The sequence below is a fragment of the Streptomyces xanthophaeus genome (genome assembly GCF_000725805.1).
Classification (GTDB): Bacteria; Actinomycetota; Actinomycetes; order Streptomycetales; family Streptomycetaceae; genus Streptomyces; species Streptomyces xanthophaeus.
The window spans coordinates 228,333-253,485 of sequence record NZ_JOFT01000009.1; the positions used below are offsets into that span (position 1 = coordinate 228,333).

The window sequence follows — 25,153 nt, forward strand, 5'->3', positions numbered from 1 at the left end:
TGCGCCGGGGCTCCAGCGGGGAGTGGGGCAGGTCACATGTCTTGCGTGCACCCCCCGCCGGGAGGCTCAGGCGTTGAGCGTGTCCGCGGCCGTCTCGGACGAGTCGCGCAGGAAGGTCGAGCAGCGCTCGAACTCCTCCTTCTCGCCGATCGCCTCGGCCGCGCGGGCCAGGGCGTGCAGAGCGCGCAGGAAACCGCGGTTCGGCTCGTGCTCCCACGGCACCGGGCCGTGGCCCTTCCAGCCGGCGCGGCGCAGCGCGTCGAGCCCGCGGTGGTAGCCGGTACGGGCGTAGGCGTACGACTCGACCGTGCGGCCGGCCGCGAAGGCCTCGTCGGCGAGGGTCGCCCAGGCGAGGGACGAGGTGGGGTGCGCGGCCGCCACCTCGACGGCAGGGGTACCCGCGGCGAGGGCCTCGCGGCCCGGCTCGTCGGGCAGGTGGGTGGGGGCGGGGCCCCCGAGCAGGTTCTGGTGAATGGACATGGACCCAGTCTGGGGTATCACCGCACCCGCCGGACGGCGCCCTACGGTCGGCGGCGCCGCAACTGCGGGGGCGGGGAAGGCCGCAGGGCCCGGCCCGCCGTCCTGGGACGGGGGCCGGGCCCTGCGGTGCGGGCGCGGAACGCCTACTTGAGCTTCGTACCGGTGGAGCGCAGGTTCGCGCAGGCCTCGGTGACGCGCGCGGCCATGCCGGCCTCGGCCGCCTTGCCCCAGGTGCGGGGGTCGTACTTCGACTTCGTGCCGACCTCGCCGTCGACCTTCAGCACCGCGTCGTAGTTGCGGAACATGTGGTCCACGACCGGGCGGGTGAAGGCGTACTGGGTGTCGGTGTCGAGGTTCATCTTCACGACGCCGTTCTCCAGCGCGGTGGCGATCTCCTCGGCGGTGGAGCCGGAGCCGCCGTGGAAGACGAAGTCGAACGGGGAGGCCTTGCCGTACTTCTCGGCGACACCGGCCTGGAGGTCCTTGAGGAGCTCGGGGCGCAGGACGACGTTGCCCGGCTTGTAGACGCCGTGGACGTTGCCGAAGGACGCGGCCAGCAGGTAGCGGCCCTTCTCGCCCAGGCCGAGGGCCTCGGCGGTGCGGATCGCGTCGTCGACGGTGGTGTACAGCTCGTCGTTGATCTCGTGGCTGACGCCGTCCTCCTCGCCGCCGGTCGGGGTGATCTCGACCTCAAGGATGATCTTCGCGGCGGCGGCCTTGGCGAGCAGCTCCTGGCCGATGGCCAGGTTGTCGGCCAGGGTCTCGGCGGAGCCGTCCCACATGTGCGACTGGAAGAGCGGGTTCAGACCACGGGCCACGCGCTCGGCGGAGACCTCCAGGAGCGGACGTACGTAGCCGTCCAGCTTGTCCTTGGGGCAGTGGTCCGTGTGCAGGGCGACCGTGATGTCGTACTTGGCGGCCACGATGTGCGCGAACTCGGCCAGGGCGACGGCGCCGGTGACCATGTCCTTGTTGTACTGGCCACCCAGGAACTCCGCACCACCGGTGGAGATCTGGATGATGCCGTCGCTCTCGGCCTCCGCGAAGCCGCGCAGCGCAGCGTGCAGGGTCTGGGAGGAGGTCACGTTGATGGCCGGGTAGGCGAACTTGCCTGCCTTCGCCCGGTCGAGCATCTCGTTGTAGACCTCGGGGGTTGCGATGGGCATCTGTCCGCTCCTTGGATATGCGGGGAGTGTGCTATTGCGGGCCCTGACCTGGGGGCGACGTCATCGTCGCGCCTATCTTTCCAGACTCCGCGCGACACTCCACCCCGCCGGTCACCCCTTCGCGCCGAACCCGCCGGGATGTTTCACGTGAAACATCCCGGCTCCCGGCAAACGGGCAGGTCAGAACCGGATGGAGGAGTTCCGAGGACCTGAGTCACCAGTTCTTCCGGCCCGCAGTCCCCGGAGATCGTCCGGATTCCTGCCCGATCCCCTAGGAGAGACCGAGGTCCCCGAGGCGGTAGCCGGTGAGGTAGGGCAGGCCCGCCTCGGCGATCGCGTCGGCGGCGCCGCGGTCCACGATCGTGGCGACGGCGACGACCTCGCCGCCCGCCTCGCGGACCGCCTCGACGGCGGTCAGCGGGGACCCGCCGGTGGTCGAGGTGTCCTCGACCACCAGGCAGCGCTTGCCCTTCACGTCGGTGCCCTCGATGCGGCGCTGCATGCCGTGCGCCTTCTGGGCCTTGCGGACGACGAAGGCGTCGAGGCGCTCGCCGCGCGCGGCGGAGGCGTGCAGCATCGAGGTCGCGACCGGGTCGGCGCCCAGGGTCAGGCCGCCGACGCAGTCGAATTCGAGGTCGGCGGTGAGGTCGAGCATGACCTGGCCGACCAGCGGGGCCGCCTCGCCGTCGAGGGTGATCCGGCGGAGGTCGATGTAGTAGTCGGCCTCCCGGCCGGAGGAGAGGGTCACCTTGCCGTGCACGACGGCCTTGTCCTTGATCTGCTGCAGAAGCGCATCGCGTACGTCACTCATAGCCCCGAGCTTAGGGGGTGCGCACACTCCCTAGCCGAGGCGCCGCCAGGTCCAGGTGGTGGACACCTCCAGCGGGTCCACCGGGGTGACCAGGCGGGGAAGGGAGTTCAGTCCGTTGGGCGGTCCCGACTGGGGCTCCACGCACACGGCTTCGGGCTCCTCGTCGTAGACGACCACCCATTCGGCCCGGCTGGTGAGCCTCAGCTCCAGGGCCCCGGGCCAGGTCAGCGTGACGTCCACGCCGTACGGCATGCCGAAGCAGTCGTCCCACGGGCCGGGCAGGGGGTCGATGCGGCGGCCGGTCGGGATGTGGTCCTCCCCGCGCTCCTCCTGCCAGGCGGCGTCGAAGGCCACCTTCACGTCCTCGCCGCCGGGGGCGAGGCTGCGCAGGAACCAGGGGTGCCATCCCACCTGGGCCGGGAAGGAGTCCCCGTACGTCTCGACGCCCATGGTGAGGGTCAGCGCGTCCTCGCCGAGCTCGACGACCTGGGTGACCCGGCCGGGGTACGGCCACGGGTCGGCGAGGTCGTAGGTGAAGACCGCATCGGTCGCGGTGGCGCGGGCCCGCCGCCAGGGCGCGTCGCGGGCGAAGCCGTGGAGGGCGTGCGGCGGGTGGTTGAGCGGCATCTGGTGCACGGTGGCACCGTCGCGGAACCGGCCGTCGGCGGTGCGGCCGCACCACGGCACCATCGGGAAGGCCCCGTAGTGGGCTCCCTGGCGCAGCAGTTCGGTCCCGTCGATCCGCAGACTGCTGATCCGGCAGCCGTTCTCCTGGTCGACGGTCACCTCGGCGCCGCCGGCGATCAGTTGCGTACTCATGCGGTCGACCCTAGGCGGTGTACGGGAGTTCGTGCGTCAGCGGCGGCGGCGCAGGGCGCGGCCGAGGACCACTGCCGAAGCGAGGGCGAGCGCGGCGGCCGGGGCGATCCAGCGCAGGCTCTCCCCGGCGGTGGCCGCGGCGGGCGCCGGCACCGGGGCGTACCGGCCGCGCGGAGGAGCGTGGTCCACCTCCTCGGCGCTGCGGCCGATCATGGTGCGGCGGGCGTGGGCGGCCTCGGCCGGGGGCCGCACCGCTCCGGATCCGCCCAGGTCGGTCAACTCGGCGTCCAGGAAGGGGTCCAGGGAGGGCGGCGGCACATCGGTCTCGAACACGGTCGCGGTGACCTCGGTGACCTCGTCCTGTGTCCCGTCCGTCCCGGTGCCCGCGGCTTCGGCCTCTTCGGCTTCCGCCTCGGCCACGGGGTCGTCCTCCTCGGGCCCGGCCCCTCCCTGCCCGTCCGCGTCCTCCGCGGCGGCTGCGGCGGTCCCGTCGGCCCCGGGTGTCCCGGCGGCCGCCACCGCGGCCAGCTGTTCGGCGGCCCGCTCCAGCAGCCTGCGCACGGCGGTGCCGGTGGCCTGCGGGGTGAAGGCCGCGGCGCGTCCGTCGGCGGTTCCCTCGGCGGTGAGATCCAGCCGGGTGCCTCCGGTCACCTCGGTCAGTCGCACGGCGAGGGACAGCTTCACCGCTCCCGTGCCCCGGACCTCCGTGCCCCCGCCCTCGACGACGAAGTGGCCGGGGTCCCGTTCGGCCAGCGACAGCGCGCCCCGGTAGGTCACGGTGTGGCCGCCGACGCGGACCTTCAGCCGGCCCGCGAGCGGCCCGGACCCGCTGTCGGCGTCCTGCTGGAGCCCCGGTACGCACCGGGCCACCGAGGCGGGGTCGCGCAGCACGGCGCGGAGGTCGTTGGCCGGTACCGGAACGAACACCTGATGCTCCATGTGGTCGAGCCTACCGAGGAGTCCCCTTTCCGTCCCCGGTCCGGCGCCGACACCAGGTCACGAATACCTCGGGTGCGGCAGGGTCGACGGCGGGAGCCCGGGCACGCGGGTCCGTTCGGTGTCCCGTGCGGCGTCCTCCAGGGAGCGGGTCGACACCGACCTCGGCCCGGGGGCGCCGTCGTCCACGCGCAGCTGGGGGACCTGGTCGCGGGCGGCCAGCACCAGGCCCCAGTCCTGGGGCGGTGCGGAGGCCCCTCCGAGCGGGGTGCGGTCGGGGCCGGCGGCGAAGCCGGAGAGCCGGCCGCCCGCGCTGTACGGGGCGGTCCGCAGGCCCGCGGCCCGGAGCGTGGACTCCACCGTCCAGTACGTGCGCGGGCGCGTGGCCAGGGGCCCGGCGTGCACCGCGAGGCGGCCGCCGGGGCGCAGGGCCCGCGCGGCGAGCCCGTAGAACTCCTGCGAGTACAGCTTGGTGCTCGGGGTGATGCCCGGGTCGGGGAGGTCGGAGACGATCACGTCGAACCGGTCCCGTGCGCCCGGTCCGCGCAGCCAGCGGAAGGCGTCCTGGGTGACGACCACCAGGCGCGGGTCCCCGTAGGCCCCGGCGTTGAGCGCGGAGAGCATCGGGTCGGTGCGCGCAAGGCGGACCACGCCGGGGTCGAGCTCGACGACGGTGACGGAGGCGACGTCCCGGTAGCGCAGCACCTCGCGGGCGGCGAGCCCGTCCCCGCCGCCGAGGACCAGGACGCGGGCGTGCGGGCCGGTCATCGCCGGGTGGACCAGGGCCTCGTGGTAGCGGTACTCGTCGTACCCGCTGACGCGCAGCCGCCCGTCGAGGTACAGGTCCAGGGAGCGCGGGGAGCCGGTGCCGGGACCGGTGATCACCAGTTCCTGCACCCCGGTCTGCACGGCGACCCGCACCTCGCCGCCGTACACGGCCCGCCGGGCGAGCCGCTCGAAGTCGTCGGCGAGGACGGTCGCGGAGGCCAGCACCGCCAGCACGGTCACGTTCGCGGCGATCAGCGTCCAGCGGCAGCGCGGGCTCAGGTCGCGGCGGAACAGCCACAGCACCAGTCCGCCGCCGACGGCCGCGTTGACGGTGCCGGTGAACATAGCTCCGGTGAGCTGCCCGAGCACCGGCAGCAGCAGGAACGGAAAGGCGAGGCCGCCGACCAGGGCGCCCACGTAGTCGGCGGCGAACAGGTCGGCGACGGCCCCGCCCGCGTCCTGTCTGCGGATGCGCTGGATGAGGACCATCAGCAGGGGGATCTCCGCCCCGATGAGCACCCCGATGGCGAAGGAGAAGGCGACGAGCGCGGGCCGGGACTCCCCCAGCCAGGCGAAGCTCGCGTACAGCGCGGTCGCGGACAGTCCGCCGAGCAGGGCGAGCCCGGCCTCGATCATGCCGAAGCCGAAGGCGGGACGCCGTCGCAGGCGTTTGGCGAGCAGGGAGCCGACGCCCATGGCGAAGACCATGACGGACAGGACGACCGACGCCTGGGTGACGGAATCGCCGATGAGGTAGGAGCCCAGGGCAAGCAGCTCCAGTTCGTACACCAGCCCGCAGGCGGCGCACACGAAGACGGTGGCCAGGACGAGGAGTCGGCCGGTCCGGGGCCGTACGGGGAGGGCGGCCGGGACGGCCGTGGCGCCCCTCGGCTCCGGAGCCGGAAGCACCCGGCGCGGGACGGAACGGTCGATCATGAAGCGAACCGTACGTCACCGCCCACTTCCACCCGGTCACCCACATGGGTGCAAGTGGCGCACTGTTCCAGCCAGTTGGCGTAACCGGTACGCAACGTCCGCACCCGGGGCCGCCCCCGGGCCCGGCCGGCCGCCGCTACAGCAGTGCGGGCGACTCCACGGACGCCGCGGCGGTGGCGCCCATCCGTACCCCGACCCGCGTCCTGGTGGCCACGAGCTGGCCTTCTTGCGGATACGCGTGCCAGGTCCGCCAGCGCACCTGGCCCTCGTAGCGCTGGGCCAGCATGGCGGTGAAGGCGTGCGGGCTGCCCGGGAAGGTGCCCGCTAGCCCGTTCGGGTGGTCGGCCACCAGCGCGAGCAGCTCCTGGGCCCGTCCGGCGAAGGAGCCCTGGGAGAGGGTCTCGACCCGCGCGGCGAACTCGTACTCCCAGTCCCCCACCCGCTTGGCCACACCCAGGGGCAGCGGCGTGCTGCTGCCGGGCATGCAGGCGACCGTCTCCGAGCAGAGCACCTCGTCCTCCTCCAGAAGTACCTGGTGGGAGGCCCCGAGCAGGCGCAACTCCACTTTCGCCCCGTCCAGTTCGAGGTTCAGTACGGCCAGGGCGGGCAGCCGGTCCCGCCCCAGAGCCCAGGCGAGGTCGGCGGCACGCGTGTCGGTATAGGTGGTCTGGAGGGTCGTGAGCATGAGTCGGCTCCGCAAACGCGCGAGGGAGATGGGCCGGGGCCCGCCAGCGGTAGTCAACGGGTGGGGGGACACCGGCACGGGTCCACAGGAAGTCCAGGGAGGTCCGAGGACTGGTCTACTCAACCGAGGGAATCATGAAAGGCACGGCACTCACAGCGCTTTTACCCAACTTGAAGGGGTTTACATCCCCCCGGGGGCTACCCAGTTCACGTGTTCAACGAGTTGCGTACCGCGCGTCGTGGTGCATGGCGAACGAGAAGACGCCCGACGGAAGTTACACCGCCGGGCGCCCCCCTTTTCGCAGGCGGTTCCCGCTGCCCCGTGTCAGCTGGAACCGCAGCCCCCGCCGCCACAGGACGAGGACGATCCACAGGAGGACGATCCGCTCGAACAGGAGCTCGAAGAACCCGAGGACCCGGACGAGGCACCGCCCGCCCACCAGCTGCTGGAGCCGGAACCGGAGCTGGAGCCGGACTTGCTGCCGGAGCCGTACTTGTGCCCGACCACCACGCCCCGGCTCACGGACCGGACCGCCAGGGTCACGACGAAAGCGAAGATCAAAAGCCCGATCACAATGAAGACGAACACCACGTCCGCCCCCTCTCTCACGCCCCGGTCTTCCCGGGGGAGCGGGATCCCCGCGTCCCGCGTGACAGGGGGATGCCCGCAGGCCACGCGGCCCAAAGCACACTTGAGCAAGTCCAGAGGTTCCCCGCAGGATGGCGCCCATGACCGCACCCGTGAGCAGCAACCGCCCCTTCCTGAACCGCCGGCTGGCGGCCTTCGGCACCACGATCTTCGCGGAGATGTCCACGCTGGCCGCCCGCACCGGGTCCATCAACCTCGGCCAGGGCTTCCCCGACACCGACGGCCCGGCCGAGATCGCCGAGGCGGCCTCCCGCGCGGTCCTCACGGGCCTGGGCAACCAGTACCCGCCCGGCCCCGGCATCCCCGAGCTGCGCACCGCGATCGCCGCGCACCAGCAGCGCTTCTACGGCCTGTCCTACGACCCCGACACGGAGGTCCTGGTCACGGCGGGTGCCACCGAGGCCATCGCGGCCTCCCTCCTGGCCCTGCTGGAACCGGGTGACGAGGTCATCGCCCTGGAGCCGTTCTACGACTCGTACGCGGCCTGCATCGCCATGGCCGGCGCCGTACGGGTCCCCGTCACCCTGCGCCCGCACGCCGGGGCCTTCACACTGGACCTGGACGAACTGCGCGCCGCGGTCACGCCGCGCACCCGCCTGCTGCTCCTGAACACCCCGCACAACCCGACCGGCACGGTCCTCACCCCGGCCGAGCTGGCGGCCGTCGCCGAGCTGGCGGTGGAACGCGACCTGCTGGTCGTCACGGACGAGGTCTACGAGCACCTGGTCTTCGAGGGCGCCCACGTCCCCCTCGCGGGCCTGCCCGGCATGCGCGAGCGCACGGTCACCATCTCCTCTGCCGGCAAGACCTACTCCTTCACGGGCTGGAAGGTCGGCTGGGTGACGGCGCCCCCGGAGCTGGTCACGGCGGTCCGCTCGGCCAAGCAGTTCCTCACCTACGTCTCCTCCGGCCCCTTCCAGTACGCGATCGCCGAGGCCCTGGCCCTGCCCGACGCGTACTACGAGAACCTGCGCACCGACCTCGCCGCCAAGCGCGACCTGCTCTCCGACGGCCTCGCCGCGGCCGGCTTCGAGGTCTACCGCCCCCAGGGCACGTACTTCGTCACCACCGACATCACCCCGCTCGGCGAGAAGGACGGCCTCGCCTTCTGCCGCGCCCTGCCCGAGCGCTGCGGCGTGGTCGCCATCCCGAACCAGGTCTTCTACGACGACAAGTCCGCCGGCGCCACCCAGGTCCGCTGGGCCTTCTGCAAGCGCACCGAAGTCCTCCAAGAGGCCGTGGCGAGGCTGCGGCGGCTGCGCTGAGGCGGCTCCGGCGGGGTCAGGAGACCTCCGCACGGTCGTCCTGGCGGGGTGGCGGGCCCGGGAGGAGCAGGGCCGTCAGCCACAGGGCGGCCGTGACGGCCAGGGCCGGGACGTCGCCCGGGGCCCGGATGGACCAGGCCCAGAGTTCCGGTTCGCCGGTCGGGCCCACGCCCAGCAGGAGGGTCGGCCCGAAGGTGCCCAGCGGCAGCAGCCAGGCCAGGCCGCTGCCGAAGAGGCGGGCGCTGATCACGGCCAGGCCCAGGTAGCCCGCGGCGTTGCGCGCCGAGGCCGCGAACACCTCCGCGGGCAGGCCCGACAGCATCGGCAGGGCCGCGAGCACCACGGCCAGCAGGGTCAGCGCGACCAGGTGCAGCCGGCGGAAGCCCTGCACGGGCTGGGCGGCGGTGTGTTCGAGGTCCGCCATGGGCGAGTGGAAGGTGGTGCCGAGGACCACCGCGTAGGCGACGGGCGCGACCGCCGCCACCGGGATGCTGAAGTCGACCAGGTACCGGAAGTCCGGGAAGTCGACCCGGGTCCCGGTGAACACCACGGTGGCCACGGCCACGGCCAGCGCCGCCAGCGCCGCACGGGGCAGGTTGCGGCTGCGCGCGTAGGCGAGGACGGGGTTCACCGGGGCAGCGGGGGGACGGGGCGGCAGGCGCCGATCTCGCCCGCGGCCGCGCTGATCCACGCGTCGCGGTCCGCCTGCGGGGCCTTCAGGACGCCCTCCAGCGTGGCCGCGAACTCCTCCCCGTAGTACGGGACGCCGGCCTGGGCCCGGCTGTGGATCACGGCCTGGAAGAGGAAGGTGTCCGGCAGCCCGCCGAGCTCCGCGAGCGGGAACGGCTCGCAGCCGGGCGCGGGCTGCGGGAGCGCGGCGTCGAGCATCGCCGAGGTCAGGGTGGCGGTGTCGACGACGGGCCGGTAGACGGGCAGCTCCGTGCTGTACGGGCCGCTGGGGCGCAGCCCGGTCTGGTAGAAGCTGCGGTTGAGGCCGGTGAGCGGGCCCAGGGCCTGGTCCACCTTCCGGGTGGCCGCCTCGACCTGGGGCATCAGGTGCCGGTCGGACGGCCACAGGCAGGCCTTCGTACGCCCCTCCGTGACACAGGCGGGCTCCGCGGGCTGCGGGGTCCGCAGCGCCCAGAACGGGTCGGGCGCCGGGGCCCGGTAGGTCAGCAGCACGCCCCCGGCCACGGCCGCGGCCAAGGCCACGGGCAGGACCGCGAACAGCCGCGGCGCGACCACCGGGCGGCGGACCAGCGCGGGCAGGGCCAGCAGGGCGAGCGCCGCGGCGCCGCACCAGGCGGTGGCGACGAGCAGGCGCGTGGTGTGGGGGCGGAAGGTGGCGTCCCAGTGTTCGTCGATGGCGGGGAAGAGGTTGCCCACCGGGCTCTCCGGCACGAAGGCGAACACCACGAACGCCAGGTACCAGAGCACGCCCATCGCGGGGGCGGTGATCCGGGACGGCAACAGGGTGCCGGCGGCCACGCCCGCGGCGATCTGGAAGGCGATCATCACTGCGCCCAGCAGCAGCGGGGTCCACACCGGCTCGGTGACCTCGCTGACGCCCGCGGTGCGCCAGAACGCGACGGCGGTCATCAGCGCGTACCCGGCCAGGGCCCACAGCCAGGCCGCGGCCCACAGCAGCAGGGCCTGCGACCAGCCGCCGCGGGGGGCGGTGTCGGCCCAGGTCCGGGTACGGGTGCGGTGGGCGCGGCCCGCGGTCCATGCCGCGGCGGCGCTCATCAGGGAGCCCGTCACGATCACGCCGAACACCTGGACCTTGATGCTCGCCTGGTTCCACCAGCCGATCCAGTCGCTGGTCGCGGCGTCCTCGGAGGCCAGGTACCAGACGCCGGCGACGGCCGTCAGCAGGGCCACCTTGCCCGCCTCGCCCCGGCGCATCTCGTGCAGCAGGACGCGCATCACAGCCGGACCCCGTTGCGCTCCACGACGGCCAGGTAGCCGCCCTCCACGGTGGAGCCGCTGACGGTTTCCCCGTCGTGCCCCGGGGCCTGCGCGCACAGCTCGGCCGCGGTGCCGGTGAACCGCACGCGGCCTTCCAGCAGGACCGAGACGCGGTCGCACACGTGGGCGACGTCCTCGGCCAGATGCGTGCTCATGACCACCGCGGACCGCTCTCCCAGTTCCCGGATGAGGGTGCGGAAGCCGATGCGCTGGGCGGGGTCGAGGCCCACCGTCGGCTCGTCCAGCAGGACCAGCGCGGGCCGGTTGACGACCGCCTGCGCGATCCCGGCCCGGCGCAGCATGCCGCCGGAGAGCTCCCCCATGCGCCGGCCGGCGTACTTCTCCAGCTCCACCAGCCGCAGGGCCTCGCGGGTGCGTTCGCGCCGCTCCCCGGCGGGCACCTTGCGCAGCCAGGCGGCGTACTCGACGAACTCCTCGACCGTGAAGCGCGGGTAGTAGCCGAAGGACTGCGGCAGGACGCCGATGCGCTCGCGCAGCCGGCGGGTGCGCGCGCGGCCGTCCGATCGCTCGCCGAGCAGGGACACCGTCCCGGCGTGCGGTGTGCGGGCGGTGCTCAGCAGGGAGAGCAGGGTGGTCTTGCCCGCTCCGTTCGGACCGAGGAGGGCGGTGGTGCCGGAGGCGAACCCGGCGCTGACGCCGTCGAGGGCGACCACGGTCTTGTAGCGGACCGTGGCGCCCTCGACGGCCGCGACCGGCGTGGAGCCGGCCGCGGCGCTGTCACTGTCGACGGACACAGTTTCCTTGATCAGTTCTCGGCGGCCACGAAGCCGTAGGCGCGGCTTCCGGGGATCCCGGCCCAGGTGGCCTTGGTGTAGTACTTCCCGCCGGTGGTCGTGCCCCCGTAGGAGCCGCAGCCGTAGGCGGAGGAGTAGTTCTTCGACACCGAGGCGATCTTCGGGTCCGGCATGAGGTTCTTGTCCTGGTAGACGTAACCGGAGAAGGTCTGCGTCTGGGACGCCGGGACGTCGCCACAGGCCTTGGCGTGGCCGGAACCGGGCCCGTTCCAGCGGTCGCCGTCCTCCTTGGAACCGGCGGTCGCAATCGAGAACGGGAGCCGGCTGTTGGTGATCTCCCCGGCGGCCGCGATGCCAACCGGAAGGGCCAGTACCGCGGTCAGGCCCACCACGGCTATTCGCTTGCGCGTGTGCGTCATGTTCTTCCCCCTGAGTTGAGAGCTTTGCACTGACAACGGGAGCGACCGTAACCGTCGAATGATCCCCTCCGGGTGACCGTCGTCACACAGGAGCACCGTCGGCCGAAAACCGCCCCTTACACCCCCCGCTGACCGCATCAAATGCCTTGGCACCCAGGTCAATTGGCGCAATTGATGTACACGCGTCCTTGCGGGACCTGTGAAGCCGGTGTGAAGCTGGCGCCCTCGCACGTGCCCGAAGCTCCCGTCGCCGGACGGGTGTGCAGATGCAGAGCGGAAGAGTCGGGGGACATGGCAACGGGCAGCAGACCCCCCGGCTCCGCGCTGCGACCGCACCTGCGCACGGCCGCGTCCGGCGCTCCCGCCGCCGTGATCGCCCTCGGGGTGTTCACCGCCGTCCGCGGCATCGGCATCGTGGTGGTCGCCGCAGGGTCCTGGTGGGCCGGACGGGACCCCGTGCGGGTGCTCGGCCGCTCCTGGGACTCCTCCTGGTACCTCGGCATCGCCGCCGACGGGTACGGCCGCACCGTGATGTCGGCCGAGCCCCTGACGGGCACCGGGCCCGTGCAGAGCGACGCCGCCTTCTTCCCCCTGTACCCGCTTCTCATCCGGCTCGTCACCACCCTGCTGCCCGGCGGCCCCGTCCCCGCCGCGCTCCTCGTCGCCTGGCTCTCGGCCGCCGCGGCCGCCGTCGGCGTGTACCTGATCGGTGAGCGCCTGTGCGGGCCGCGCGCCGGGGTGCTCCTCGTCGGGCTGTGGGCGGCCCTTCCGCACTCCGTGGTGCTGACCCTGGCCTACACCGAGGCCCTGCTGACCGCACTCGCCGCCTGGGCCCTGTACGCCCTCGTGCGCGGCCGCTGGCTGTGGGCGGCGGGCCTGGCCGTGCTGGCGGGGCTGACCCGGCCCACCGGGATCGCCGTCGCGGCCGCCGTCTGCGCCACGGCCCTGCACGCGCTGCTCGTGCGCAGGGACCGGACTCCCGCGGTGTGGGCGGCCGCGCTGCTGGCCCCGGCGGGCTGGGCGGCGTACGTCCTGGCCGTCGGCGTGCCGATGCGCGACCCGCTCGGCGGGTACTTCACCGTGCAGGAGCGCTGGGGCTCGCGCTTCGACTTCGGCGCCGGGGCGCTGCGCACCGCGGAGCGGGTCCTGACCGGCGGGAACGTACCGCTCGCCACCACCGTGACGGTGGCCCTGCTGGCCGCCGCCGGGCTGCTGGCCGCCCTGCTGCTGCTGGACCGCACGCCCCTGCCGCTGCTCGTCTACACCGGGGTGCTGCTGCTGATGGCCTTCGGCGGGGCCGGGTACTTCGAGTCGAAGCCGCGGTTCCTGCTGCCGGCGTTCCCGCTGCTGCTGCCCCTGGCCGCCGCCATGGCAAGAGCCCGGCCGCGCACCGCGGTCGTGGTGACCGCGTGCATGGCCGGGCTCTCCTACGGCTACGGGCTCCACCTGCTGCTCGTAGCACGGGTACCGCTGTGACGGCGGCGACTAGTTCGTCGCGTCGCCGTCCGTGTCCTCGTCGCCGTCGGTGGAGTCGATGTCCTTCTCCAGGCCGAGCTGCTCCACGAGCCACTTGTCGAACTCGATGGACGCGCGCACCCAGCTGACCGTGGAGGACACGAAGTGCTCCAGGCTGACGCCGGTGCCGATCAGCATCTGCGCCTCACCGATCAGACGGACGGAGCCGTCGTCGTGGGTGTGGCTGTAGACCTTCGGCCACAGGGTGCGGCGGTTCCAGTCGTCGATCGACTCAAGGAGCTGGGGCTTCTCGTCGATCTTGTGCGGACGGTCGTAGAAGGTCCGCACCGAGAAGACCTGCTGCTCGTCCTCGCCGCGGAACATGAAGTACGTGCGGAACTCCTCCCACGGCGCCGCGAGGTCACCCTCGTCGTCGACGACGTACTTGAGCTCCATCTGCTCCAGCAGCTGCTTGACCAGATCCTGGTCGGGGACGACGGGGCCCGCCGGTCCTGTGGCCTGCGGATCGGGCTGCTGCCCTCCGAAGTTCGGAATCGAGGCCGGGTCGATGCTCACCGTGTACTTCCCTTCGTGCGGATACCTGCATCCTCCCCCATCTCGCCCACCCCGTGTCCACCCCCGGACGCGCTATCCGCTCCGGGCGGACACGGGAGCACCCGACGGGCTCAGAGCGCCTTGCCGACCAGCAGGTCCTCGCCCGCCACGTCGACCCGTACGGTGTCGCCGTCCCTGACCTCGCCGGACAGGATCTCCTTGGCCAGGCGGTCGCCGATGGCCGTCTGGATCAGGCGGCGCAGCGGCCGGGCGCCGTACGCCGGATCGTTGCCCTTGTCCGCCAGCCAGGCCAGGGCCGCGGGCGTGACGTCCAGGGTCAGGCGCCGGTCGGCCAGGCGCTTGGCCAGGCGGCCGACCTGCAGCTCGGCGATGTGCGCCAGCTCGTCGCGGCTCAGGGCGGAGAAGACCACCAGGTCGTCCAGGCGGTTGAGGAACTCCGGCTTGAAGGAGGCGCGGACCACCTCCAGGACCCGGGCCTTCTTCTCCTCCTCCGAGGCCGCCGGGTCCATGAGGAACTGGCTGCCCAGGTTCGAGGTGAGGACCAGGATGGTGTTGCGGAAGTCCACGGTGCGGCCCTGGCCGTCCGTGAGCCGGCCGTCGTCCAGGACCTGGAGCAGGACGTCGAAGACCTCGGGGTGGGCCTTCTCCACCTCGTCCAGCAGGACCACGCTGTACGGGCGCCGGCGCACGGCCTCGGTCAGCTGGCCGCCCTCCTCGTAGCCCACGTACCCGGGCGGGGCGCCGACCAGACGGGCCACGCTGTGCTTCTCGCCGTACTCCGACATGTCGATGCGGATCATGGCCCGCTCGTCGTCGAAGAGGAAGTCCGCGAGCGCCTTGGCCAGCTCCGTCTTGCCCACGCCCGTGGGGCCCAGGAAGAGGAAGGAGCCGGTCGGGCGGTCGGGGTCGGCGATCCCGGCCCGGGTGCGGCGCACGGCGTCCGAGACGGCCCGTACGGCCTCGCCCTGGCCGATCAGGCGCCGGCCCAGCTCCTCCTCCATCCGCAGCAGCTTCTGGGTCTCCCCCTCCAGCAGGCGGCCCGCGGGGATGCCCGTCCAGGCGCCGACCACGTCAGCGATGTCGTCGGGGCCGACCTCGTCCTTGACCATCGAGTCCTTGGCCTGTCCGGTCTTGGAGGCCTCGGCCTCCTCCTCGGTGGCCTCCGCCAGCTCCCGCTCCAGGGTCGGGATCTCCCCGTAGAGCAGCTTGGAGGCGGAGTCGAAGTCGCCGTCGCGCTGGGCGCGCTCGGCCTGCCCGCGCAGGTCGTCCAGGCGCTCCTTGAGCTCGCCGACCCGGTTGAGGGACTGCTTCTCCTTCTCCCAGCGGGCGGTCAGGCCCCGCAGGTCCTCCTCCTTGTCCGCCAGGTCCTTGCGGATCTTGTCCAGGCGCTCCAGCGAGGCCGGGTCGGACTCGTTCTTCAGCGCCAGCTCCTCCATCCGCAGGCGGTCCACCGAGCGCTGGAGCTCGTCGATCTCCAGCGGGGAGGAGTCGATCTCCATGCGGAGCCGGGAGGCGGCCTCGTCGACCAGGTCGATGGCCTTGTCGGGGAGGAAGCGGGAGGTGATGTACCGGTCGGAGAGGGTGGCGGCGGCCACCAGCGCGCTGTCGTTGATGACGACCTTGTGGTGGGCCTCGTAGCGGCCCTTGAGCCCGCGCAGGATCGCGATGGTGTCCTCGACGGAGGGCTCGGCAACCAGCACCTGCTGGAAGCGGCGCTCCAGCGCCGGGTCCTTCTCGATCCGCTCGCGGTACTCGTCGAGGGTGGTCGCGCCGACCATGCGCAGCTCGCCGCGGGCCAGCATGGGCTTGAGCATGTTGCCCGCGTCCATGGCCGAGTCCCCGCCGGCGCCCGCGCCGACGACCGTGTGCAGCTCGTCGATGAAGGTGATGATCTGGCCGTCGCTGGACTTGATCTCCGCGAGGACCGTCTTGAGCCGCTCCTCGAACTCACCGCGGTACTTGGCGCCCGCCACCATCGCGCCGAGGTCCAGGGAGACCAGCCGCTTGTTCTTCAGGGACTCGGGCACGTCTCCCTTGACGATGCGCTGGGCCAGGCCCTCGACGACGGCGGTCTTGCCGACGCCGGGCTCGCCGATGAGCACCGGGTTGTTCTTCGTCCGGCGCGACAGCACCTGGACGACGCGCCGGATCTCCTGGTCGCGGCCGATGACCGGGTCGAGCTTGCCCTCGCGGGCGGCTGCCGTGAAGTCCGTGCCGAACTTCTCCAGGGCCTTGTACTGGCCCTCGGGGTCGGGGGTGGTCACCCGCCGTCCTCCTCGTGCGTTCTCGAAGGCGGTCAGCAGCTTCTTCGCCGTCGCGCCCTGTGCGGAAAGGAGCTCGCCGGCCGCGCCGCCCTTGGCGGCGAGCGCGATGAGCAGGTGCTCGGTGGAGAGGTACTCGTCGCCGAGCTTCCCGGCGGTCGCGTCGGCCTCGGCGAGCACGGCCAGCAGCTCGCGGGTGGGCTGCGGCGGCGCCACGGTGGAACCGGTGACGCTGGGCAGGGCGGCGAGCAGCCGCTCCGCGCCCGCGCGTACGGCCACCTGGTCCGCGTCGGCCGCGACCAGCAGGTCGATGACGTTCTCGTTGTCCTCGCCGGCGAGCAGGGCCAGCAGCAGGTGCGCGGGGGTCAGGTCCGCGTGGCCGTCCTTGACGGCCCGGCTGGTGGCTGCGTTCAGCGCGTCCCGGCTCTTGTTGGTCAGCTCGGCATCCACAGGTGACTTCTCCTCTCCGGAGGGGGACAGAACTCTGACAGGGTCAGCGTATGCAAAGTTGAGTCTATTCCACTCAAGGCAGCGGTGGGCCGTACTCTCGGGGCCATGTCCCTCGACGTACTCAACCCCACACCCGACTACCTCGCCTTCTGGCGGGAGCGGCACGTCTGCACGCTGACCACCCCGCGCCCGGACGGCACTCCGCACGTGGTGCCGGTGGGCGTGACGTACGACCCGGAGGCCGGAGTGGCCCGGGTGATCAGCAACAAGCACAGCAAGAAGGTCCGCAACGTCCTGGCGGCGCAGCCGGACGGGGCCCGGGCCGCGGTCTGCCAGATGGCGGGGCGCCGCTGGGCCACGCTGGAGGGGCGCGCGGTCGTCCGTACGGACGAGGCGTCGGTCGCCGACGCGGTGGCGCGCTACGCGGAGCGGTACGGGCGCACGCCCTCGCCCAATCCGGACCGGGTGGTCATCGAGATCACCCTGGACCGGGCCATGGGCCGGGCCTGAGGCGCTGACCGGGCCCGCGGGACGGGGCCGAAAACAGTTCAGCTTTCATCTTGTCCGGTTCGGGATCTGGACGCGGACATCACAACGGCGCCATCGTGGTCAGGTCCACGATGGCGCCGTTGTGTGGGGGAAGCACCTGAGCGATCTGCGACGACGGGGGAATCGCTTCAGGCACTGCGGGGGGTGGCGGTGGTGATATCGGGTTCGAAGAGCTGGTGGTCCCGCTGATCCAGGTTGACGAAGACCATTCCGTAGCGCACCTCGCAGCGGACGGGCTGCGGCGCGCCCCGCGGGCGGCGCAGGCACCGGTAGGCACGTACGTCCTCGTCCTCCTCGCGCACCACGACGATCGGCTGTCCGAACAGGGTGACCATGAGCGAATCGCCAGCGTGGGGGATGGCGGTGGCAAGGTCGATGAACTGCCAGCCGGAGCGGTAGGCAGAGGCCATTTCGCGGCGGAAGCCGCGGTCGTCGGGGGTCACGCGGACACCACCGCGGGCGCCTCGGTCCAGCCGGTGTCGTCGGCATTACGGCCCTGTGGGGCAGTGGTCCAGCCGGTGTCGTCGGACAGGCCTCCGAGTGGGGCACTGGTCCAGCCGGTGTCCGCGTACTTGGTGGGCACGATGGTCCAGCCGGTGTCGTCGGCGGCACCGCCCGTCACTTCGGTGCCCTGATCGCCCCTAGCGCTCCCCGCGTCACTTTCGACGGCGCTGACTGCCCAAAAAACCGCAACGGCGGAGAAAACTATGGCAAGCACCGAGCGAAGCATTCTCTTGTACATGGTCGGCTTCGTCCTCACTTGATGGAATCCTCTCCCCCGCGTGACAGACGATGGCTCATTCAGGCACGTCAATGCCACAGGGACGATGCATCATGTTCTTGCATGTTCAGGACCCTGGGGGGTGGAGATTTGACGCATACCGACACAAAGCCGACACATCCCCACCCCGTCACGTCCATGTGTGACGAGGGAACGCGGCTGTACGCGGCAGCGCTGAGCACCGGCCGGATCGCCCGGGGCGAGATCCAGAACGCCCCCTGCCTGCTTGAATTCGCTCTCCTGCAGCCCGACCCGGATGACGCGAACCAACTGCGCCCGGTTCCCCCATCCGTCGCATTGGCCCAACGGCTCCATCCGATTGAACGCGAGATCCAGGACCGTCGGCGCAGCGCTGTAGATCTCACCGATACTTTCGAGCCGTTCCTGGCCATCAGTGCGCAGAACCCGGCCAACACCCACGCCATCACGGTGCTCGAAGGCTTCGAACGGATCAACGCCGCCCTGAACCTGGCGACGGCCGAGTGCCACACCGAGGTACTGACCGTCCAGCCGGGCGGCGCCCGGCCCTCGGTGGCCCTCACCCAGGCCCTGGAGCGCGACGAACCGCTGATCGACCGGGGGGTCAGCATACGGACCCTCTACCAGCACACCGCCCGGCACAGCCAGGGCACGCTCGCCTACGTGGACCGGATCTCCACGGGCAAGGTGGAGATCCGCACCCTTGAGGAACTGATCGAACGCCTCATCATCTTCGACCGCACCGTGGCCTTCATCCCGGCGAGCGACGACCGCCGGGTCGCCCTCGAACTGCGCCATCCCGGGCTCGTCGACTACCTGATCAAGGTGTTCGAGCAGCTGTGGCACCGCGCCGTGCCCCTCCAGGAGGAGGTCACCTACCGCAGCACCCCCGGCGGGATCTCCGGCGTGCAGCGCAGCATCGCGCAGCTCCTCATCGAGGGCCACGTGGACGAGGCCATCGCCCGCCGCCTCGGCATGAACGTGCGCACCTGCCGGGCCCACATCGCCAAGCTCGCCACCACCCTGGGCAGCGGCAGCCGGGCCCAGCTGGGCTACCTCATCGCCCAGTCCGGCATCCTCGGCCGGCCCTCCGACCCGGCCCCGGAACGGCACCTCTGAGCGCCGCGCGCCGGGCCGCCGCCACCGCGGCCCGCCCACGCCCCCTGCGGCGGCCGAAGGGCCCCCGCAGCACCGCGAAGGCCCCGCCCGGACGAACCGGACGGGGCCTTCGCAGGCGTCACGCGCGGGCCGGGGCCCGGGCGGATCAGTCCATCGGCCGCTTGGGCCGCCAGACGACCAGGGCGCTGCCCGGCTGCGGCGGCGAGTACGGCACCAGGTCCCGCCGGTACGAGGCGTGCACCTGGGCCTCCCGGGCCTGGAGGGTGGCCGCGGCCCCCTCCACCGCCGCGGAGAGCTCGGCCACGCGCTGCTGGAGCGCGGTGACCTGGTTCTCCAGCTCGATGATGCGTTTGATGCCCGCCAGATTGATGCCCTCGTCCTGGGACAGCGCCTGCACCGTGCGGAGCAGTTCGATGTCACGGGCCGAGTAGCGCCGGCCGCGCCCGGCCGTACGGTCCGGGGAGACCAGGCCGAGGCGGTCGTACTGGCGGAGGGTCTGCGGATGCAGACCGGAGAGCTGGGCGGCCACCGAGATCACGTAGACCGGGGTCTCGTCAGTGAGTTGGTAAGCCCCGTTGCCGAAACGGGGCTGGTTGCGGCGGCCGTCCATCTCATGCTCCCTTCGCGGACTCGAACAGCGCGGAGCGTGGGTCCTCGGACTCCGTCGCCTCGCGGTACATCTCCAGCGCCTCGCGGGCCTTGTCGGACAGCTCCGTGGGCACCGCCACCTCCACCGTCACCAGCAGGTCGCCGCGGGTGCCGTCCTTGCGGACCGCGCCCTTGCCGCGGGCCCGCATCGTCCGGCCGCCGGGCGTGCCCGGCGGGAGCTTCAGCGTCACCGAGGGGCCGTTCAAGGTCGGAACCTTGATCTCGCCGCCCAGCGCCGCCTCCGCGAAGGTCACCGGAACGGTCACCGTGAGGTTGTCGTCCTTGCGGCCGAACACCGGGTGCGCGTCGACGTGCACGACGACGTAGAGGTCACCGGCGGGACCGCCGCGCTCGCCCGGGGCACCCTTGCCGCGCAGCCGGATCCGCTGGCCGTTGGAGACGCCCGCCGGGATCCGGACCTGCATGGTGCGGGAACTGCGCGCCCGGCCGCTGCCCTTGCAGACCTCGCAGGGGGTCTCCGCGATCAGGCCGCGGCCCTTGCAGTCGGCGCAGGGGTCGGTCAGCGAGAAGCCGCCGCCGCTGCCCCGCGAGACCTGGCCGGTGCCGACGCAGGTCGGGCACACCCGGGGGGTGCCGTTCTTGTCGCCGGTGCCCGAACAGGCCTTGCAGGGCGCCTGGGAGGACATCCGCAGCGGGACCGTGGCCCCGTCCACCGCCTCCGTGAAGGAGAGGGTGACTTCCGACTCGATGTCCTGGCCGCGGCGCGGCTGGACGCGGGTCCCCGCGCCGGCACCCGCGCCGCCGCGGTTGAACAGGCCGCCGAAGACGTCGCCCAGACCGCCGCCGAAGCCGCCGCCCGCACCGCCGCCACCCGGCTGGGTACCGCCGAAGAGGTCGCCGAGGTCGAAGTTGAAGGACCCGCCGCCCCCGCCCGGACCGGGGCGGAAGCCCCCGTTGCCGAACAGGGCGCGGGCCTCGTCGTACTCCTTGCGCCGCTTCGGGTCGCCGACGACGTCGTTCGCCTCGGAGATCTCCTTGAAGCGCTCCTCGGCCGAGGCGTCGCCCTTGTTGGCGTCCGGGTGGAACTCGCGTGCGAGCTTCCGGTACGCCTTCTTGATCTCGGCCTCGGTGGCGTCCTTCGGGACACCGAGGACCTTGTAGTAGTCCTTCTCGACGAAGTCCTTCGTGCTCATCCCCGGTGTCCCTCCTCTCGTGCCTCTACGTGGGGTGCGTCAGCCCTTGTCGGGGGCATCCGCGTCCTTGTCCGAGGGCGCTTCGCCCTCCGCGGACTCGGACTTGGGGGCCGCGCCCGGCTGGGGCTCGGCCACCGCGACCCGTGCGGGACGGATCGTGCGCTCGCCGATCCGGTACCCGGGCTGCAGGATCGCCACGCAGGTCGTCTCGGTGACGTCCGGCGCGTACGAGTGCATCAGGGCCTCGTGGATCGTCGGGTCGAAGGGCTCGCCCTCCTTGCCGAACTGCTGGAGGCCCATCTTGGCGGCGACCGTCTCCAGGGATTCGGCCACCGACTTGAAACCGCCCACCAGCTCGCCATGTTCCCGCGCCCGGCCGATGTCGTCCAGGGTCGGGAGCAGCTCGCTCAGCAGGGACGCGACCGCGATCTCCTTGACGGTGATCCGGTCCCGCTCCACGCGGCGACGGTAGTTCTGGTACTCCGCCTGGAGCCGCTGGAGGTCCGCGGTGCGCTCGGAGAGCGCCGTACGGGCCTGGTCCAGCTGCGCCAGCAGCGCCGTCTCCTGGCCGATGGCCTCTGCTGCGTCCCCGGCCGGGGCCGCCTCACCCTCCTTGGAGGAGTCGGCGGCCTTCGGCTCGTCGGTCGTGCCGTCGGCGGGGACTTCGGGCTTCTCGTCGAAACCCGGGGTCTCCTCCGACATCAGGCAGCGCCACCCTTCGGCTTCTCGTCGTCGACGATCTCGGCGTCGACGACGTCGTCGTCGGCCTTGGCCTGGCCCGCGTCACCGGCAGCGGCGCCCGCGGCACCCTGCGCGGCCTGCGCGTCGGCGTAGATCGCCTGGCCGAGCTTCTGGCTGACCGCGGCCAGCTTCTCGGTCGCGGTGCGGATCTCGGCGGTGTCCTCGCCCTTGAGCTTCTCCTGGAGCTCGGCGATGGCCGCCTCGACCTCGGTGCGGACCTCGGCCGGGACCTTGTCCTCGTTGTCCTTGACGAACTTCTCCGTCTGGTAGACGAGCTGCTCGCCCTGGTTGCGGGACTCGGCGGCCTCCTTGCGGCGCAGGTCCTCGTCCGCGTACTGCTCCGCCTCCTGGCGCATGCGGTCGACCTCGTCCTTGCCGAGCGAAGAGCCGCCGGTGACGGTCATCTTCTGCTCCTTGCCCGTGCCGAGGTCCTTGGCCGTGACGTGCATGATGCCGTTCGCGTCGATGTCGAAGGAGACCTCGATCTGCGGGACGCCACGCGGGGCCGGGGGCAGGCCGGTCAGCTCGAACATGCCGAGCTTCTTGTTGTACGCCGCGATCTCGCGCTCGCCCTGGTAGACCTGGATCTGCACGGACGGCTGGTTGTCCTCGGCCGTCGTGAAGATCTCCGACCGCTTGGTCGGGATGGTCGTGTTGCGCTCGATGAGCTTGGTCATGATGCCGCCCTTGGTCTCGATACCGAGGGACAGCGGGGTCACGTCGAGGAGCAGGACGTCCTTGACCTCACCCTTGAGCACACCGGCCTGCAGGGTCGCACCGATGGCGACGACCTCGTCCGGGTTGACGCCCTTGTTGGCGTCCTGGCCACCGGTCAGCTCCTTGACGAGCTCGGCGACGGCCGGCATGCGGGTCGAGCCGCCGACCAGGACCACGTGGTCGATCTCGGACAGCTGGATGCGCGCGTCCTTGATGACGTTGTGGAACGGGGCCTTGCAGCGGTCGAGCAGGTCCGCGGTGAGCTGCTGGAACTGGGCGCGCGTGAGCTTCTCGTCCAGGTGCAGCGGGCCCTCGGCGGAGGCCGTGATGTAGGGCAGGTTGATCGTGGTCTCCGTCGAGGAGGAGAGCTCGATCTTCGCCTTCTCGGCCGCCTCGCGCAGACGCTGGAGCGCCATCTTGTCCTTGGACAGGTCGACGCCGTGGCCGTTCTGGAACTGCTTCACCAGGTAGTCGACGACGCGCTGGTCCCAGTCGTCGCCGCCGAGGTGGTTGTCACCGTTGGTGGCCTTGACCTCGACGACGCCCTCGCCGATCTCCAGCAGCGACACGTCGAAGGTGCCGCCACCGAGGTCGAAGACGAGAATGGTCTGGTCGTCCTTGTCGAGACCGTAGGCCAGGGCGGCGGCCGTCGGCTCGTTGACGATGCGCAGGACGTTGAGGCCGGCGATCTCGCCGGCTTCCTTCGTCGCCTGACGCTCGGAGTCGTTGAAGTAGGCCGGGACGGTGATGACCGCGTCCGTGACCTTCTCACCCAGGTAGGCCTCGGCGTCGCGCTTCAGCTTCTGCAGGATGAAGGCGCTCATCTGCTGCGGGTTGAAGTCCTTGCCGTCCAGGTTGATCTTCCAGTCGGTGCCCATGTGGCGCTTCACCGAGCGGATGGTCCGGTCCACGTTCGTGACCGCCTGGCGCTTGGCGACCTCGCCGACGAGCACCTCGCCGTTCTTGGCGAAGGCGACGACGGACGGCGTGGTCCTGGCGCCTTCGGCGTTGGTGATGACGGTGGGCTCTCCGCCTTCCAGAACGCTGACGACGGAGTTAGTGGTGCCCAGGTCGATGCCGACCGCACGTGCCATTTCAATTCCTCCAGCTGACTTGAGTGGAACAGACTCAAGGATGCAACACACGATGCGAGGACGTCAACAGAGCTGAGCCGAGGGGACTCAACCTTTAGGTAGCCCTTACGCGCAACCTGGGCCCTCGGAGGCAGCGCCGCACCCGAACGGGTTCGGCCGCAGCACCCGGCCGCGCGGCGCCCCGGGGCCGCCGCCGCCGTCCGGCAACGTGCTGGCATGCCTCTGCTGCTCACGCTCCCCGCCCGGCCGGGAATCCTGCCCCCCAGGCCCCCGGCCAAGCGGGTGATCGACCTCGCCGCCTCGCTGGTCCTGCTGGCCGCATGCGCGGTGCCGCTGCTGCTTGCCGCCGGTCTGCTCTACGCGGCCGGACGCGGGCGCACCCCGGTCCTCGTACGGGAGCGGGCCTGCGGACTGGGCGGGCAGCCCTTCCGCACCTGGCGTCTGCACACGGACGGCGCGGGGCGCGTCGGCGCCGCCCTGGAACGCTGCGCCCTCGACGGCCTGCCGCAGCTGCTGAACGTGGTGCGGGGCGAGATGTCGCTGGTCGGACCGTGCCCGCGGACCGGCGCCGACCGGCCCGAGCGGCTCCTCGTACGGCCCGGAATGACCGGGCTGTGGCAGGTCAGCGCACGCTCCGACCTGCCCTGGGAGGAAATGGCCCTGCTCGACCGGCATTATGTGGAGAACCACTGGCTCGGAATGGACCTGGCAATCCTGGCGCAAACCCCTCTGGCGGCCTACCGGCAAAGGCATGCCTGAGCGACGCAGATCACCGCACGCTCGGCTACATTGCGGCGTCGGGAATGGGTAACCTCAAGCCTTGACTTCATAAGCTACTGATCAGTAAGTTCCGCCCGAGGAGCCCGCCCATGCAACTCGCCGCGATCATCGTGTCGCTGGTCCTGACCGTGGTCGGCGTCGCGCTGTTCACCCGGGCCATCGCGCAGATCTACCGGTTCGTCCAGATCGGCCAGCCCGTCCCGGCAGGCAGCCGCACGGACGACCCGAAGGCCCGTTCCGTCACCCTCGTCAGGGAATTCCTCGGCCACAGCCGGATGAACCGCTGGGGCATCGTCGGCTTCGCACACTGGTTCGTCGCCATCGGCTTCCTGACCCTGCCGCCCACGCTGGCGCAGGCGTACGGACAGCTCTTCGAGGCGGACTACCTGCTGCCGCTCGTCGGCGAGTGGCTGCCCTTCGAGTTCTACACCGAGTTCATCGGCCTGATGACCGTCGTGGGCATCCTCGTCCTGATGGCGATCCGCCTGCTCAACCTGCCCTCGCGACCGGGCCGCAAGTCGCGCTTCGCGGGCTCGAAGTCCCGGCAGGCGTACTTCGTCGAGTACGTGATCCTCACCATCGGCCTCGTGATCCTGACGCTGCGCGGCCTCGAGGGCGCGATCCACCACGTGGACGGCTACGAGCTCGCGTACTTCGCCTCGTACCCGCTGGTGCTCGCCTTCGACGGTCTCTCGCTCGGCACCCTGCAGAACGTCATCTACTTCACGGCGATGATCAAGATCAGCGTCTCGATGATCTGGATGATCGTGGTCGGCCTCAACACCAACATGGGTGTGGCCTGGCACCGGTTCCTGGGCTTCCCGAACATCTGGTTCAAGCGGAACGCCGACGGCGCCTCGGCGCTGGGCGCGCTGCTGCCGATGACCAGTGGTGGCAAGGAGATCGATTTCGAGGATCCGGGTGAGGACGACGTCTTCGGCGTCTCGCAGGTCGAGCAGTTCTCCTGGAAGGGCATCCTCGACTTCTCCACGTGCACCGAGTGCGGCCGCTGCCAGTCGCAGTGCCCCGCCTGGAACACCGGCAAGCCGCTTTCCCCGAAGCTCCTGATCATGTCCCTGCGTGACCACGCGCACGCCAAGGCCCCGTATCTGCTGGCGGGTGGCGGCAAGGACATGGAGGGCAATGAGAAGGCGACGGCGGAGCAGCTGAAGGACGTTCCCGCGGCTGCGCTG

The 25,153-nt window shown here is 71.6% G+C and carries 24 protein-coding genes and 1 pseudogene; 6 read left to right on the forward strand and 19 right to left on the reverse strand.

Translation table 11 applies throughout. The annotated features are described in order from the left end of the window. Positions 1–66: 66 nt before the first annotated feature. The 7 genes from IO30_RS0102245 to IO30_RS0102275 form a co-directional block, all read right to left on the reverse strand. Positions 67–480, reverse strand: a complete 414-nt coding sequence (locus IO30_RS0102245) for a DUF3151 domain-containing protein (RefSeq protein WP_031138670.1) — start codon at positions 478–480, stop codon at positions 67–69. 143 nt (positions 481–623) lie between these two features. Continuing rightward, the gene (gene fbaA, locus IO30_RS0102250) at positions 624–1,646 is read right to left on the reverse strand and encodes a class II fructose-bisphosphate aldolase (protein WP_031138672.1); all 1,023 of its coding nucleotides are present in this window, start codon (positions 1,644–1,646) and stop codon (positions 624–626) included. Positions 1,647–1,917: 271 nt separating this feature from the next. Further along, on the reverse strand, positions 1,918–2,457 hold the full coding sequence (pyrE, locus tag IO30_RS0102255) for an orotate phosphoribosyltransferase (protein WP_031138674.1): 540 nt from the start codon (positions 2,455–2,457) through the stop codon (positions 1,918–1,920). Between the two features lie 30 nt (positions 2,458–2,487). Further along, the gene (locus tag IO30_RS0102260; RefSeq protein ID WP_031138676.1) at positions 2,488–3,276 is read right to left on the reverse strand and encodes an aldose epimerase family protein; all 789 of its coding nucleotides are present in this window, start codon (positions 3,274–3,276) and stop codon (positions 2,488–2,490) included. A gap of 36 nt (positions 3,277–3,312) precedes the next feature. Beyond that, positions 3,313–4,215, reverse strand: coding sequence for an SRPBCC domain-containing protein (locus IO30_RS0102265; protein WP_031138678.1), 903 nt, complete (start codon positions 4,213–4,215; stop codon positions 3,313–3,315). A 57-nt stretch (positions 4,216–4,272) separates the two neighbouring features. Further along, positions 4,273–5,916: a polyamine aminopropyltransferase gene (locus IO30_RS0102270; protein WP_031138680.1), complete on the reverse strand. Its 1,644-nt coding sequence runs from the start codon at positions 5,914–5,916 to the stop codon at positions 4,273–4,275. Positions 5,917–6,052: 136 nt separating this feature from the next. Further along, positions 6,053–6,601 (reverse strand): DUF2617 family protein, encoded by a 549-nt coding sequence (locus tag IO30_RS0102275; RefSeq protein WP_031138682.1) that lies wholly within the window; start codon positions 6,599–6,601, stop codon positions 6,053–6,055. 719 nt (positions 6,602–7,320) lie between these two features. Here IO30_RS0102275 and IO30_RS0102285 point away from each other — a divergent pair. Continuing rightward, entirely contained in the window at positions 7,321–8,514 is a 1,194-nt protein-coding gene (locus tag IO30_RS0102285; RefSeq protein ID WP_031138684.1) for a pyridoxal phosphate-dependent aminotransferase, read from the forward strand. Positions 8,515–8,530: 16 nt separating this feature from the next. Here the strand turns inward: IO30_RS0102285 and IO30_RS41615 are convergent, their stop codons facing one another. Genes IO30_RS41615 through IO30_RS0102305 form a run of 4 tightly spaced genes read right to left on the reverse strand, consistent with a single transcriptional unit; the run spans position 8,531 to position 11,656 of the window. Continuing rightward, on the reverse strand, positions 8,531–9,145 hold the full coding sequence (locus IO30_RS41615; protein WP_031152516.1) for a hypothetical protein: 615 nt from the start codon (positions 9,143–9,145) through the stop codon (positions 8,531–8,533). Next, positions 9,142–10,440, reverse strand: coding sequence for a hypothetical protein (locus IO30_RS0102295; RefSeq protein WP_031138688.1), 1,299 nt, complete (start codon positions 10,438–10,440; stop codon positions 9,142–9,144). The genes IO30_RS41615 and IO30_RS0102295 overlap by 4 nt, the downstream gene beginning before the upstream one ends. Beyond that, positions 10,440–11,237 carry an ATP-binding cassette domain-containing protein gene (locus IO30_RS0102300; protein WP_234321538.1) on the reverse strand — a complete coding sequence of 266 codons (798 nt, stop codon included), beginning with the start codon at positions 11,235–11,237 and terminating at the stop codon, positions 10,440–10,442. The genes IO30_RS0102295 and IO30_RS0102300 overlap by 1 nt, the downstream gene beginning before the upstream one ends. 11 nt (positions 11,238–11,248) lie before the next feature. Further along, positions 11,249–11,656 (reverse strand): hypothetical protein, encoded by a 408-nt coding sequence (locus IO30_RS0102305; RefSeq protein WP_157853057.1) that lies wholly within the window; start codon positions 11,654–11,656, stop codon positions 11,249–11,251. A 291-nt stretch (positions 11,657–11,947) separates the two neighbouring features. Here IO30_RS0102305 and IO30_RS0102310 point away from each other — a divergent pair, with 291 nt between their 5' ends. Then, positions 11,948–13,132 (forward strand): glycosyltransferase family 39 protein, encoded by a 1,185-nt coding sequence (locus tag IO30_RS0102310; RefSeq protein WP_237403440.1) that lies wholly within the window; start codon positions 11,948–11,950, stop codon positions 13,130–13,132. 9 nt (positions 13,133–13,141) lie between these two features. Here the strand turns inward: IO30_RS0102310 and IO30_RS0102315 are convergent, their stop codons facing one another. Further along, complete coding sequence (locus IO30_RS0102315) at positions 13,142–13,687, reverse strand: type III secretion system chaperone family protein (protein WP_031138696.1); 546 nt, start codon at positions 13,685–13,687, stop codon at positions 13,142–13,144. A 110-nt stretch (positions 13,688–13,797) separates the two neighbouring features. After that, positions 13,798–16,398 carry an ATP-dependent chaperone ClpB gene (clpB, locus tag IO30_RS0102320; RefSeq protein ID WP_031138698.1) on the reverse strand — a complete coding sequence of 867 codons (2,601 nt, stop codon included), beginning with the start codon at positions 16,396–16,398 and terminating at the stop codon, positions 13,798–13,800. Positions 16,399–16,503: 105 nt separating this feature from the next. On the opposite strand from clpB, the gene IO30_RS0102325 reads away from it, so the two are divergent. Continuing rightward, positions 16,504–16,908 carry a pyridoxamine 5'-phosphate oxidase family protein gene (locus IO30_RS0102325; RefSeq protein WP_031138700.1) on the forward strand — a complete coding sequence of 135 codons (405 nt, stop codon included), beginning with the start codon at positions 16,504–16,506 and terminating at the stop codon, positions 16,906–16,908. A gap of 167 nt (positions 16,909–17,075) precedes the next feature. On the opposite strand, the gene IO30_RS0102330 is transcribed toward IO30_RS0102325, so the two are convergent. Both IO30_RS0102330 and IO30_RS0102335 read right to left on the reverse strand, forming a co-directional pair. Next, positions 17,076–17,357 (reverse strand): Rieske (2Fe-2S) protein, encoded by a 282-nt coding sequence (locus IO30_RS0102330; RefSeq protein ID WP_051858941.1) that lies wholly within the window; start codon positions 17,355–17,357, stop codon positions 17,076–17,078. Between the two features lie 29 nt (positions 17,358–17,386). Further along, positions 17,387–17,569 carry a hypothetical protein gene (locus IO30_RS0102335; protein WP_031138703.1) on the reverse strand — a complete coding sequence of 61 codons (183 nt, stop codon included), beginning with the start codon at positions 17,567–17,569 and terminating at the stop codon, positions 17,387–17,389. A gap of 222 nt (positions 17,570–17,791) precedes the next feature. On the opposite strand from IO30_RS0102335, the gene IO30_RS0102340 reads away from it, so the two are divergent. Then, entirely contained in the window at positions 17,792–18,826 is a 1,035-nt protein-coding gene (locus IO30_RS0102340; RefSeq protein WP_031138705.1) for a hypothetical protein, read from the forward strand. A gap of 145 nt (positions 18,827–18,971) precedes the next feature. Here IO30_RS0102340 and IO30_RS0102345 read toward each other — a convergent pair whose 3' ends face one another. Genes IO30_RS0102345 through dnaK form a run of 4 tightly spaced genes read right to left on the reverse strand, consistent with a single transcriptional unit; the run spans position 18,972 to position 23,180 of the window. Further along, the gene (locus tag IO30_RS0102345; protein ID WP_031138707.1) at positions 18,972–19,436 is read right to left on the reverse strand and encodes a heat shock protein transcriptional repressor HspR; all 465 of its coding nucleotides are present in this window, start codon (positions 19,434–19,436) and stop codon (positions 18,972–18,974) included. Between the two features lies 1 nt (position 19,437). After that, complete coding sequence (gene dnaJ, locus IO30_RS0102350; protein ID WP_031138709.1) at positions 19,438–20,628, reverse strand: molecular chaperone DnaJ; 1,191 nt, start codon at positions 20,626–20,628, stop codon at positions 19,438–19,440. Positions 20,629–20,667: 39 nt separating this feature from the next. Beyond that, positions 20,668–21,330: a nucleotide exchange factor GrpE gene (gene grpE, locus IO30_RS0102355; protein ID WP_031138711.1), complete on the reverse strand. Its 663-nt coding sequence runs from the start codon at positions 21,328–21,330 to the stop codon at positions 20,668–20,670. Continuing rightward, positions 21,330–23,180, reverse strand: coding sequence for a molecular chaperone DnaK (gene dnaK / locus IO30_RS0102360; protein ID WP_031138713.1), 1,851 nt, complete (start codon positions 23,178–23,180; stop codon positions 21,330–21,332). The genes grpE and dnaK overlap by 1 nt, the downstream gene beginning before the upstream one ends. A gap of 216 nt (positions 23,181–23,396) precedes the next feature. Between dnaK and IO30_RS0102365 the strand changes: the two genes are divergently transcribed. Further along, positions 23,397–23,939, forward strand: coding sequence for a sugar transferase (locus tag IO30_RS0102365; protein WP_031138715.1), 543 nt, complete (start codon positions 23,397–23,399; stop codon positions 23,937–23,939). Positions 23,940–24,049: 110 nt separating this feature from the next. Next, a pseudogene (locus tag IO30_RS0102370) lies at positions 24,050–25,153 on the forward strand (iron-sulfur-binding reductase); the annotation flags it as partial.